We start from the raw sequence: 12,298 nt of genomic DNA, 5'->3' as shown, positions 1-12,298 counted from the left end.
ATGGATATGATACTTAGAAAGATGAAACTCGATGATATCGCTCAAATTGTAGCTATTGAAGAAGCATCTTTTGCAACTCCTTGGACTGCAGATGCCTTTCGCCGTGAGTTAACGATGAATGAACATGCACATTATGTTGTGTTAGAAAAAGATGGTCGTGTAATTGGTTATTGTGGATTGTGGATAATTATTGATGAATCACATATAACAAACATAGCTATTTTGCCAGAATACAGAGGTCAAAAGCTAGGGGATGCTTTATTGAAAGAAGTTATTTCTGAAGCGAAAGATCTAGGGGTAAAAACGATGACACTTGAAGTACGTGTATCAAATGAAGTAGCAAAACAGTTATACAGAAAATACGGATTTCAAAATGGTGGAATTCGTAAACGATACTATGCAGACAATCAGGAAGATGGTCTCGTAATGTGGGTGAATATATAATGGAAAAAAATACGATTATACTTGGTATTGAAACAAGTTGTGATGAAACAGCAGTAGCGGTTGTTAAAAATGGAACGGAAATTATTGCGAATGTCGTTGCATCACAAATTGAAAGTCATAAACGTTTTGGCGGGGTTGTACCAGAGATTGCATCTCGTCATCATGTAGAAGAAATTACAGTTGTATTAGAAGAAGCTTTAAAAGAAGCAAATATCACATTTGATGATATTGATGCAATTGCTGTAACTGAAGGGCCTGGTTTAGTTGGAGCACTTCTAATTGGAGTAAATGCAGCGAAGGCGGTGGCCTTTGCGCATGATATTCCTCTAGTTGGTGTCCATCATATAGCTGGCCATATTTATGCGAATCGTTTAGTAAAAGAAGTTCAATTCCCTCTACTATCACTTGTTGTATCTGGTGGGCATACAGAGCTTGTTTATATGAAAGAACACGGTTCATTTGAAGTAATTGGTGAAACACGAGATGATGCAGCAGGAGAAGCATATGATAAAGTAGCTCGTACGTTATCTATGCCTTATCCAGGGGGGCCTCATATTGATCGTCTTGCACATGAAGGAGAGCCAACCATTGATTTACCACGTGCATGGCTAGAACCTGATTCATATGATTTCAGCTTTAGTGGATTGAAATCAGCAGTTATCAACACTGTGCATAACGCAAAACAACGCGGTATAGAAATTGCACCAGAAGATTTAGCAGCAAGTTTTCAGGAGAGTGTAATTGACGTACTAGTAACGAAAGCGTCTCGTGCAGCGGATGCATATAACGTAAAGCAAGTGCTTCTTGCTGGTGGAGTGGCCGCAAATAAAGGGCTTCGTGCACGTTTAGAAGCAGAATTTGCACAAAAAGAAAACATTGAGCTAATTATTCCGCCATTATTCTTATGCACAGATAATGCAGCAATGATTGCAGCGGCAGGTACAATTGCATATGAACAAGGAAAACGTGCGACATTAGCTTTAAATGCAAATCCAGGATTAGATATTGAAGCATAGTTATACACAAAATTAACCACAGCTTGTGGATAAAAGCCATATTATCTGTTGATAATGTGGCTTTTACTGTGTATATAAAATGTTAATAACTTTTTCTTGGGTTGTGGATAATGTGGAAAAGTTGTTTCTATGTTTATATATTAAAGGTGGATATGTGTATAACATTGTGGATAAACGGAATGAAGTCTGACCTTTGAATATATCCTTTTTCGGGAAATAAAATGATGGTGAATATCTGAAAAGATATTTCGAGATAATCTTCTTTTAATTTGCGAATTGGTACGGATGTCAAACTTTGTCGGTAAATCGATACTTGGTGTCGAATCGTTGATATAGTTCAAGTTACGATAGACATATTCAAAAAAATGTTTATGTACGATGAAGTTGATTTCTGCTAGAAAACAAAAAGGATGTCGCATAGTCAAAAATCTCGACTTATGAGACACCCTTCTTATTGAAATGCTTTTATAAATGTAGTTCTTCCCATTCTGCCATACAAGCTTCAAGTTGTTCTTGTAGTGTTTGTTTTTTAGTTGTAATTTCACTAGCCTTTTCATAATCAGCATATATTTCTGGTAAGCAAAGCTGATCTTCTAACGTAGCAATTTCTTCTTCAAATTCTACGATACTTTGTTCCAGTTCTTCAATTTTTCTAGTGCGTTGACGCTCTAGTTTTTTACGTTCTTTTTCTTCTAGATAATTTAACTTTTCTTGTGCAACGACCTTTTGAACAGGTACGTCATTTTCTTCCTGTTCAAGCTCTGCACGTTCAATCATTTCATTTTTCTTTTCAACGTAGTAATCGTAATCCCCTAAATACTCCTGTGCACCTTCTGTTGATAACTCAACAACAGTTGTTGTTACGCGATTAATAAAGTAGCGGTCATGTGAAACGAATAGAAGAGTTCCAGGGTAATCAATTAAAGCATTCTCCAAAATCTCTTTACTATTTAAATCAAGATGGTTTGTCGGCTCATCGAGAATTAATAAATTGGATTTTTGCATCATAAGTTTTGCGAGAGCTAATCGAGCCTTTTGTCCACCACTAAGAGAAGATACTGGCTTCAGTACATCATCCCCTGTGAATAAAAAGTTGCCTAGTATTGTGCGAATTTCTTTTTCAGGTTGCAGTGGATATTCATCCCATAGTTCATTTAACACGCGCTTAGAAGATGTCAAATTGGCTTGTTCTTGATCGTAATAACCAACAGATACATTAGATCCGAAAGAAACATCACCATTTAATAATGGTAACTTATTCACAATGGACTTTAACAATGTGGATTTCCCAATTCCGTTTGGTCCAACTAAAGCAACGCTATCCCCGCGTGTTAAGCGCATAGTTACATGTTCAATGATCGGATCTGCATCATAGCCAATAGTTGCATCTTTTACTTGTAAAACATCATTCCCACTTTGTTTTTCGATGTCGAAGTGGAATGATGCTGACTTAGAATCACCTAATGGTCTTGTTAATAATTCCATTCGATCCAATTGTTTACGGCGGCTTTGTGCGCGCTTCGTCGTAGATGCACGAGCTATATTCTTTTGGACGAAGTCTTCAAGCTTAGCGATTTCATCTTGTTGTTTTTCGTAACGCTTCATTTCTTGCTCGTATAAAGCTGATTTTAAGTCTAAATATTTACTGTAGTTCCCAACAAATCGTCTGCTTTCTTTATTCGAAATTTCATATACTTGTGTAACGAGTTTGTCTAAGAAATAACGGTCATGTGAAACGATTAGTATCGCGCCAGGATAGCCTTGTAAATATTGTTCAAGCCATGTTAATGTTTCGATGTCTAAATGGTTTGTAGGCTCGTCCAAAATAAGTAAGTCTGGTTTCGTTAATAATAGTTTACCGAGAGCTAATCGTGTTTTTTGTCCACCGCTTAAAGTAGAGATTGTCGTCTGATGTGTTTCAACTGGGAAGCCAAGACCGCTTAAAATCGAGCGAATGTCTGCTTCGTACTGATAACCACCTTTGTCTTTATAGTCTAATTGCAATTGATCATAATCAGCTAATAATTTTTCGTATATAGCTGCGTTTGAAAAGTTTTCTTCTTTTCCCATCTCTTGCTCAAGCCTTCGAAGTTTTGTCTCCATTTGCTGCAAGTGCGTAAAGACGGTTAACATTTCATCCCAAATTGTTAACGACGTTTCTAATCCGGTATTTTGAGCTAAATATCCCATTGAGACATCTTTCGGTTTTATAATTTCACCGCCATCATGAGATAACTCCCCAGCAATTATTTTTAATAATGTAGATTTCCCGGCTCCATTTCGTCCGACTAATGCGATACGATCTTTCGTTTGCACTTCCAATTTTATGTTTGCAAGAATCGTTTCTGCACCGTATAATTTCGAAAGTCCATTTACTTGTAATAAAATCAATGTTTTCACCTCAAATAATTTCTTAACTTTGCCATGTTTATATTTCTCAATCATACTAAAAATAGTGTATAGTTTAAAATACAGAGAGAATACTTCTTCTTTCTATTATACAAGGAATTTAATGAGTGCTAAACTTCTGTATTTGATTAAAGTATATGAATCAAGATAGGAAGAGAGGAGAGGTTATATGGATCAGCAGAAAATTCCACAAGCCACTGCTAAGCGATTGCCTCTATACTATCGATTTATCCAAAACTTATCTCTTTCTGGTAAGCAACGTGTTTCATCAGCCGAATTGAGTGAAGCGGTAAAGGTTGATTCCGCAACGATTCGAAGAGATTTCTCGTATTTTGGAGCGTTAGGGAAAAAAGGATATGGATATAATGTAAATTATTTATTATCATTTTTCCGGGAAACACTCGATCAAGATGATATAACACGTGTAGCGCTTATTGGAGTAGGTAATTTAGGGACCGCTTTCTTACATTATAATTTCACGAAAAACAATAATACAAAGATTGAAATGGCATTTGATGTTAGTGAAGAGAAAGTTGGAACAGAAATCGGAGGCATTCCTGTATATCATTTAGATGAATTAGAAGAACGTTTATCAACTGATATACAAGTGGCGATATTAACAGTACCCGCTACAGTAGCGCAATCTGTAGCAGATAGATTGGCAGAAACAAACGTGCACGGTATTTTAAATTTTACACCAGCACGCTTAAATGTGTCAGAGAATATAAGAATTCATCATATTGATTTAGCTGTAGAGTTACAAACACTCGTTTACTTTTTGAAAAATTATCCACAATAAAACGCAGAGGAAGCGACCTCTGCGTTTTATTATTTCTTCTGTGTGAATTTAACTAATATAAGGCGAAGCGCCAAATTAAAATCAATTGTCGCCATAACTGCAAATAGTATTGTCCACATATTCCAGATTGTATCTGTTACGTTCGTAATGGCGAAACGTGTAAAGATACATCCGAGAAGGAAGTACAATGCAGCCATGAACAATGGTGAGTTTCTCATACTAAAAATCCTCCGATAAAGCCTTGCATTTTTTCAGCTTCTTTAATCATTTCTTGAATTTGCTCATTGCTTACTGCAATTTGAGCGAGTGCGACGAATGTATTCATCGCAACATGAGCTGCAATTGGAACGATAATACGTTTCGTTTTTACATATAAAAAGGCGAATACGAGTCCCATAGCAGTGTATACCAATAAGTGAGTAAAATCAAAATGAATCGCCGCAAATACAAGAGAACTAATGATAGCGGCAATAAAGAAGTTAAACTTCTTATAAAGTGTACCAAATAAAATTTTTCTAAATACGATTTCTTCTAAAATTGGTCCTATAATAGATACAACAATAAGGAACCAAGGTGTTGTTCTTGCGATGTCCATAAGCCTTGCTGTATTTTCAGATCCAGGTTTAATACCTAGTAAATACATTTCAATCATACCAGCGATACTTTGTGAGAAAAAGGCTAAGAAGAACCCGATGAAAATCCATCCAACTGTAGCTGGAACAGAAGAGCGCATCGTATCTAAATGCCTGTCGCGAATGTCTGTTCTAAGTAACCAAAGTACGATACATAATGCAATAAAGAAGCTAATGATTGCCCAGTGGCCAGTTATGAGCTGGAATTTCTCCTCTCTAGTAAATCCCCTGTTATCATAAAGTCCAGTTTTTAGGAGAAGTGGTAATCCAGCAATTGATGATAACTGCATTAAAATGTATGTAACGATAATCCACCAATATTGTTTCTTCAAATGGTTTAACCATCCTTTCTAACTCTAGTGTATGAGATAAGGCAGGATAACATGTAATATGCTACCTACGATATAAACTTTCATTTGAATTATGATTTTTTTGTAAATTTGTATTGGAAATTAAAGTAGAAGACAGGAAAAAGTTGTGTGTATAGCGAAAACAACTTAGGGTGTCTTTCATATTGTAACATACGAGGAGTAGAAACAACGATTCATATGATAAAGCTAGTAGAAGAAGGATTTTATATAGAAAAGTATATATAGTAATTTGCGAAAAAATTATGATTTTTTTACTTGCAAAAGAAATTGAGATTATTTATTATTATAAGTGTGTTAGCACTCGGGTGACTTGAGTGCTAATAAATAAAATTTACATAACACAATGAGGAGGTTATTGTTCATGCTAAAGCCATTAGGTGATCGCGTTGTAATTGAGCTTGTTCAAGCAGAAGAAAAAACAGCAAGTGGTATTGTATTACCAGACACTGCAAAGGAAAAACCACAAGAGGGTAAAGTTGTTGCAGCAGGTACTGGTCGAGTGCTTGAAAATGGTGAGCGTGTTGCTTTAGAGGTAGCAGCAGGTGATCTTATCATCTTCTCAAAATATGCAGGTACTGAAGTGAAATACGAAGGTAAAGAGTACTTGATTTTACGTGAAAGTGACATTTTAGCGGTTATCGGTTAATTATATAAATCTTAAACAATCCAAGGGGGTCAATTATTATGGCAAAAGATATTAAATTTAGTGAAGAAGCACGTCGTTCGATGCTTCGCGGTGTCGACACTCTTGCAAACGCAGTAAAAGTAACGCTTGGACCAAAAGGTCGTAACGTTGTACTTGAAAAAAAATTCGGTTCACCACTTATTACTAATGATGGTGTAACGATCGCAAAAGAAATCGAATTAGAAGATGCATTCGAAAACATGGGTGCAAAATTAGTAGCAGAAGTTGCTAGCAAAACAAACGATGTAGCTGGTGACGGAACAACAACTGCAACTGTATTAGCACAAGCTATGATTCGTGAAGGTCTTAAAAACGTAACAGCTGGCGCTAATCCAATGGGTCTTCGTAAAGGGATCGAAAAAGCTGTTACTGCTGCAATTGAAGAATTAAAAACGATTTCTAAACCAATCGAAGGTAAATCTTCAATCGCACAAGTAGCTGCTATTTCTGCTGCTGACGAAGAAGTAGGTGAATTAATTGCTGAAGCAATGGAGCGCGTTGGTAACGACGGCGTTATTACTTTAGAAGAATCTAAAGGATTCACAACAGAGCTAGATGTAGTAGAAGGTATGCAATTTGACCGTGGATATGCATCTCCTTACATGATTACTGATTCTGACAAAATGGAAGCAGTTCTTGATAACCCATACATCTTAATTACTGACAAAAAGATTTCTAACATCCAAGAAATCTTACCAGTATTAGAGCAAGTGGTACAACAAGGTAAACCACTTCTTATCATTGCTGAAGATGTAGAAGGCGAAGCTTTAGCTACATTAGTAGTGAACAAACTTCGTGGTACATTCAATGTAGTAGCTGTTAAAGCTCCTGGATTTGGTGACCGTCGTAAAGCAATGCTAGAAGATATCGCAATCTTAACTGGTGGCGAAGTAATCACTGAAGAATTAGGCCGTGACTTAAAATCTGCTACAGTTGAATCTTTAGGACGCGCTGGTAAAATCGTTGTAACGAAAGAAAACACAACTGTAGTTGAAGGTATTGGAAATACACAACAAATCGAAGCTCGCATCGGTCAAATCCGTGCGCAATTAGAAGAAACAACTTCTGAATTCGATCGTGAAAAATTACAAGAGCGTCTTGCAAAACTTGCAGGTGGCGTAGCAGTAATTAAAGTAGGTGCAGCAACTGAAACTGAGTTAAAAGAGCGCAAACTTCGCATTGAAGATGCACTTAACTCAACTCGTGCAGCAGTAGAAGAAGGTATCGTTGCAGGTGGTGGTACTTCACTTATGAACGTATACACGAAAGTAGCTTCTATCGTAGCTGAAGGCGACGAAGCAACAGGTATCAACATCGTACTTCGTGCACTAGAAGAGCCAGTTCGTCAAATCGCAATCAACGCTGGTCTAGAAGGATCTGTAGTTGTAGAGCGTCTAAAAGGCGAAAAAGTAGGCGTTGGTTTCAACGCAGCTACTGGCGAGTGGGTTAACATGCTTGAAACTGGTATCGTAGATCCAGCTAAAGTAACTCGCTCTGCACTTCAAAACGCAGCATCTGTTGCAGCTATGTTCTTAACAACTGAAGCTGTAGTAGCTGACAAGCCAGAACCAGCTGGTGCTGCTGGAATGCCTGACATGGGCGGCATGGGCATGGGCGGTATGGGCGGAATGATGTAATTCCGTTTGCTCGAAAAAACATCCATTTCTATATAGAAATGGATGTTTTTTTATGTTTTTGAGGGAAGGAAATTAATTTCTGTAGAATTTTGTCGCTTTCTCTCTTGACCATACCGACAATTCATTGTTAGAATCTAGGAAGATAATATAAAACGATCCTTCATATATCCTCAATGATATGGTTTGAGAGTCTCTACCGGGTTACCGTAAACAACCTGACTATGAAGGCAGTGTGTCTTATATTTATAAAGAGCGGAGACTATCTTTCTTTATAAAGCCAGACCCCTGCCTTTTCTTTGTTATGAGACTAGAGGCGGAGGACTGGCTTTTTTTATTATATTAGTAATGCTTTTTGCCAAATTGGTGAAAATATTTATATACGAGAACTAACGTTGGGGTGATTATTTTGAAGAAGCAGCATGATACAATTATCGTTTTAGATTTTGGGAGTCAGTACAATCAGTTAATAGCACGTCGAATTCGTGAGTTCGGTGTATACAGTGAACTTCATCCACATACAATTACTGCAGAAGAAATTAAAGCAATGAATCCAAAAGGGATTATTTTCTCTGGTGGACCAAATAGTGTATACGGTGAAGGTGCATTACATTGTGATGAAAAAATCTTTGACCTAGGATTACCGATTTTCGGTATTTGTTACGGTATGCAGCTTATGACACAACAATTCGGTGGTAAAGTAGAACGTGCAAACCACCGTGAGTACGGAAAAGCTGTTCTTAAAGTAGAGAACGAATCAAAATTATATGCGAACCTTCCAGAAGAGCAAGTTGTATGGATGAGCCATGGCGACTTAGTAACTGGTTTACCTGAAGGATTCGTAGTAGATGCAACAAGTGAGTCTTGCCCAATTGCTGGTATGAGCAATGAAGCGAAAAACTTATACGGTGTACAATTCCACCCAGAAGTACGTCACTCTGAGCATGGTAACGATTTAATTAAAAACTTCGTATTCGGCGTATGTGGTTGTTCTGAAGGATGGAACATGGAGAACTTTATCGAAGTAGAATTAGAGAAAATCCGTGAAACTGTTGGAGACAAAAAAGTACTATGCGCACTTAGTGGCGGTGTAGACTCTTCTGTTGTAGCGGTATTAATTCATAAAGCAATCGGCGACCAGTTAACATGTATTTTCGTTGATCACGGTTTACTTCGTAAAGGCGAAGCAGAAGGCGTTATGAAAACATTTAGCGAAGGCTTCCACATGAACGTTATTAAAGTGGATGCACAAGAACGCTTCATGAACAAGTTAAAAGGTGTAGAAGATCCAGAACAAAAACGTAAAATCATCGGTAACGAATTTATTTACGTATTCGATGATGAAGCGTCTAAATTACAAGGAATGGACTTCCTAGCACAAGGTACACTTTACACGGACATCGTTGAGAGTGGTACAGCAACTGCACAAACAATTAAATCTCACCATAATGTTGGTGGACTTCCAGAAGACATGCAGTTCAAATTAATTGAGCCTTTAAACACGTTATTTAAAGATGAAGTACGTGTATTAGGATCTGAACTAGGAATTCCTGATGAAATCGTATGGCGTCAACCATTCCCAGGCCCTGGTCTTGGTATTCGTGTATTAGGTGAAATCACAGAAGAGAAATTAGAAATCGTTCGTGAATCTGATGCGATTTTACGTGAAGAAATTATTAAAGCGGGCTTAGACCGCGAAGTTTGGCAATACTTCACTGCGCTTCCTGGTATGCGTAGCGTAGGTGTTATGGGTGACGAGCGTACTTACGATTACACAGTAGGTATCCGCGCGGTAACATCTATCGACGGTATGACAGCTGACTGGGCACGTATCCCTTGGGACGTATTAGAGAAAATCTCTGTACGTATCGTAAACGAAGTAAAACACGTTAACCGTATCGTGTATGATATAACAAGTAAGCCACCAGCAACGATTGAGTGGGAATAGTATTGTGAAAAATATCCATCTATTGCTTATGCATAGATGGATATTTTTTAATTCCAACCTTAATACGAACGAAAATATATATTTTTATAAAAATGTTCGTTTTTAAATTGACAAAACTACTTCATCGAGTTAATATGAGTATGTAATTCAAACGAAAAGTGAATATTATGCCGTCGTATAATATCGGGAATATGGCCCGAAAGTTTCTACCTAGCTACCGTAAATGGCTTGACTACGAGGCGTTTGTATAAAGATGAGGGGAAACTTGTCTTTATTTATAGAACGCTTCCATGTATATGTAATGGAAGCCTTTTTTATTTTTATAGATAAAAGAGGGCTAGGGGAAATACGGCGAGTAATCATATAACGGGGGAAACGTAAGATGAAACGCTATTTTCAGTTTGATGAACTCGGTACAAATTATAAAACAGAGTTCATAGCAGGGTTAACGACATTTCTATCTATGGCTTACGTACTATTTGTCAATCCTGCTACGCTGTCGCTTGGTAATGTTAAAGGGTTACCGGCAGGTACAGGAATGGATCCAGGCGCAGTATTCGTTGCTACAGCATTAGCAGCAGCAATTGGTTCGTTAATTATGGGGATTTTCGCAAAGTATCCAATTGCTTTAGCACCAGGTATGGGGATTAACGCGTTCTTTGCTTATACAGCAGTGTTAACGATGGGTATTCCGTGGCAAACAGCGATTGCTGGAACATTAATGTCAGGTATTATCTTTATCATTCTTACAGCTTCAGGTATTCGTGAAAAAATCATTAATGCAATTCCATCGGAGTTAAAGTTTGCAGTAGCGGCAGGTATCGGATTATTCATTGCTTTCCTTGGATTCCAAAATGCCGGAATTATCGTGAAAAATGATGCTGTTCTTGTTGGGTTGGGGGATTTAACAAAGGGCACAACGTTACTAGCGATTTTCGGAGTTGTTACTACAATTATCTTCATGATTAAGAAAATCAACGGTGCAGTATTTTACGGTATGATTCTTACAGCAATCTTAGGAGTGGCAACAGGATTAATTGATACTCCGAAAGCTGTAGTGGGAGCAATTCCTAGTCTAGAACCAACGTTCGGGGTGGCGTTAACTCACTTCGGAGACATTTTCACTATTGAAATGGGTATTGTTATTATAACGTTCTTCTTTATTGATTTCTTTGATACAGCAGGTACGCTTGTGGCGGTTGCGAATCAAGCAGGATTAATGAAGAACAATAAATTACCACGTGCAGGGAAAGCGTTATTTGCGGATGCGATTGCAACTGTAATCGGTGCGATCTTAGGTACATCAACAACAACGTCTTACATTGAGTCGTCTGCAGGGGTAGCAGCGGGAGGACGTTCTGGATTTACAGCAGTTGTAACAGCAGGATTCTTCTTACTGGCACTATTCTTCTCGCCATTACTAAGTGTTGTTACACCAGCAGTAACGGCGCCAGCTTTAATTATTGTAGGGATTTTGATGGTTTCTTCTTTAGGAGAGATTGATTGGAAGAAATTTGAGATTGCAGTACCAGCATTCTTTACTATCATTTCAATGCCACTTACGTATAGTATCGCAACAGGAATTGCAATCGGATTTATCTTCTATCCAATTACAATGGTTGTGAGTGGTCGTCGTAAAGAGATTCATCCAGTTATGTATGTTATGGGAGTTTTATTCGTACTATATTTCATCTACGTTCGTAAATAAAAGGGGTTTTTGAAAGGTCTAGACTTAAGGGGAGTCTAGACCTTTTTTGCGTCTTCAGAAAATCTTAAGGATTTCCGAACGTTTTTCTTCAGAAGTTTTCCTATAATAGAAGTTAGGGATTAAAAAAGTGATGGGGGAGATATTGTGTCACGTGAAACAATACTAGTCGTAGATGATGAAAAAGAAATTCGAAATTTAATTACAATCTATTTAAAGAATGAAGGATATACAGTATTGCAAGCAGGAGACGGAGAAGAAGGGTTACGTCTATTAGAAGAAAATGAAGTGCACTTAGTCGTATTAGATATTATGATGCCGAAAGTAGATGGTATTCATATGTGTATGAAAGTAAGAGAATCGAAAGAAATGCCAATTATTATGCTTTCGGCAAAAACGCAAGATATGGATAAAATTTTAGGATTAACAACAGGTGCAGATGATTACGTAACGAAACCATTTAATCCGTTAGAGTTAATCGCAAGAATTAAATCCCAGTTACGTCGTTATATGAAAATGAATGGTTTCGCTATTCAAAATGAGGACGAGTTAGAAATTGGAGAGATGAAAATAAACATCTCAACCCATAAAGTTATTGTGGATGGGGAAGAAGTGAAATTGACCCCGAGAGAATTTTCAATTTTAGAGTTACTAG

At 37.5% G+C, this 12,298-nt stretch carries 11 protein-coding genes and 2 riboswitches (1 of these 13 only partly in view); of the genes, 8 read left to right on the top strand and 3 right to left on the bottom strand.

Annotated features, from left to right (window positions below; all coding sequences use genetic code 11):
• A complete protein-coding gene (gene rimI, locus EUC40_RS24435; protein ID WP_156576811.1) occupies positions 1–444 on the top strand; it encodes a ribosomal protein S18-alanine N-acetyltransferase in 444 nt (147 codons plus the stop codon).
• A complete protein-coding gene (tsaD, locus tag EUC40_RS24430; RefSeq protein WP_071710568.1) occupies positions 444–1,460 on the top strand; it encodes a tRNA (adenosine(37)-N6)-threonylcarbamoyltransferase complex transferase subunit TsaD in 1,017 nt (338 codons plus the stop codon). The genes rimI and tsaD overlap by 1 nt, the downstream gene beginning before the upstream one ends.
• Before the next feature lie 465 nt (positions 1,461–1,925).
• Here tsaD and EUC40_RS24425 read toward each other — a convergent pair whose 3' ends face one another.
• Entirely contained in the window at positions 1,926–3,851 is a 1,926-nt protein-coding gene (locus EUC40_RS24425) for an ABC-F family ATP-binding cassette domain-containing protein (protein ID WP_208814632.1), read from the bottom strand.
• Positions 3,852–4,038: 187 nt separating this feature from the next.
• Between EUC40_RS24425 and EUC40_RS24420 the strand changes: the two genes are divergently transcribed.
• Positions 4,039–4,668, top strand: coding sequence for a redox-sensing transcriptional repressor Rex (locus tag EUC40_RS24420; protein ID WP_000372704.1), 630 nt, complete (start codon positions 4,039–4,041; stop codon positions 4,666–4,668).
• 29 nt (positions 4,669–4,697) lie between these two features.
• On the opposite strand, the gene EUC40_RS24415 is transcribed toward EUC40_RS24420, so the two are convergent.
• Both EUC40_RS24415 and EUC40_RS24410 read right to left on the bottom strand, forming a co-directional pair.
• A complete protein-coding gene (locus tag EUC40_RS24415) occupies positions 4,698–4,886 on the bottom strand; it encodes a YdiK family protein (protein ID WP_001246202.1) in 189 nt (62 codons plus the stop codon).
• Positions 4,883–5,632: a CPBP family intramembrane glutamic endopeptidase gene (locus EUC40_RS24410; protein ID WP_000745331.1), complete on the bottom strand. Its 750-nt coding sequence runs from the start codon at positions 5,630–5,632 to the stop codon at positions 4,883–4,885. The genes EUC40_RS24415 and EUC40_RS24410 overlap by 4 nt, the downstream gene beginning before the upstream one ends.
• A gap of 400 nt (positions 5,633–6,032) precedes the next feature.
• Here EUC40_RS24410 and groES point away from each other — a divergent pair, with 400 nt between their 5' ends.
• The 5 genes from groES to EUC40_RS24385 all read left to right on the top strand — a co-directional run.
• Positions 6,033–6,317: a co-chaperone GroES gene (gene groES / locus EUC40_RS24405; protein WP_000917307.1), complete on the top strand. Its 285-nt coding sequence runs from the start codon at positions 6,033–6,035 to the stop codon at positions 6,315–6,317.
• Positions 6,318–6,355: 38 nt separating this feature from the next.
• Positions 6,356–7,993 (top strand): chaperonin GroEL, encoded by a 1,638-nt coding sequence (gene groL, locus EUC40_RS24400; protein ID WP_071710570.1) that lies wholly within the window; start codon positions 6,356–6,358, stop codon positions 7,991–7,993.
• Between the two features lie 140 nt (positions 7,994–8,133).
• A riboswitch (purine riboswitch) is annotated at positions 8,134–8,235 on the top strand.
• Between the two features lie 164 nt (positions 8,236–8,399).
• Positions 8,400–9,938, top strand: coding sequence for a glutamine-hydrolyzing GMP synthase (guaA, locus tag EUC40_RS24395; protein WP_131800843.1), 1,539 nt, complete (start codon positions 8,400–8,402; stop codon positions 9,936–9,938).
• A 153-nt stretch (positions 9,939–10,091) separates the two neighbouring features.
• Positions 10,092–10,193: riboswitch (purine riboswitch) on the top strand.
• A 127-nt stretch (positions 10,194–10,320) separates the two neighbouring features.
• Positions 10,321–11,646: an NCS2 family permease gene (locus EUC40_RS24390; RefSeq protein ID WP_156576809.1), complete on the top strand. Its 1,326-nt coding sequence runs from the start codon at positions 10,321–10,323 to the stop codon at positions 11,644–11,646.
• Between the two features lie 144 nt (positions 11,647–11,790).
• A protein-coding gene (locus EUC40_RS24385) for a response regulator transcription factor (protein WP_156576808.1) crosses the window boundary here: on the top strand, positions 11,791–12,298 show its 5' portion. The gene runs 194 nt beyond the window's last position; the window shows 508 of its 702 coding nt (coding positions 1–508); the start codon lies at positions 11,791–11,793; the stop codon falls past the right edge of the window.

This window comes from Bacillus luti (genome assembly GCF_009739945.1).
Taxonomy (GTDB): domain Bacteria; phylum Bacillota; class Bacilli; order Bacillales; family Bacillaceae_G; genus Bacillus_A; species Bacillus_A luti.
This window is presented reverse-complemented; position numbering and strand designations above follow the sequence as displayed.

Coding starts and splice junctions, on each gene's coding strand:
- rimI (WP_156576811.1), top strand. CDS start 1: ATGGATATGATACTTAGAAAGATGAAACTCGATGATATCGCTCAAATT.
- tsaD (WP_071710568.1), top strand. CDS start 444: ATGGAAAAAAATACGATTATACTTGGTATTGAAACAAGTTGTGATGAA.
- EUC40_RS24420 (WP_000372704.1), top strand. CDS start 4,039: ATGGATCAGCAGAAAATTCCACAAGCCACTGCTAAGCGATTGCCTCTA.
- EUC40_RS24415 (WP_001246202.1), bottom strand. CDS start 4,886: ATGAGAAACTCACCATTGTTCATGGCTGCATTGTACTTCCTTCTCGGA.
- groES (WP_000917307.1), top strand. CDS start 6,033: ATGCTAAAGCCATTAGGTGATCGCGTTGTAATTGAGCTTGTTCAAGCA.
- groL (WP_071710570.1), top strand. CDS start 6,356: ATGGCAAAAGATATTAAATTTAGTGAAGAAGCACGTCGTTCGATGCTT.
- EUC40_RS24390 (WP_156576809.1), top strand. CDS start 10,321: ATGAAACGCTATTTTCAGTTTGATGAACTCGGTACAAATTATAAAACA.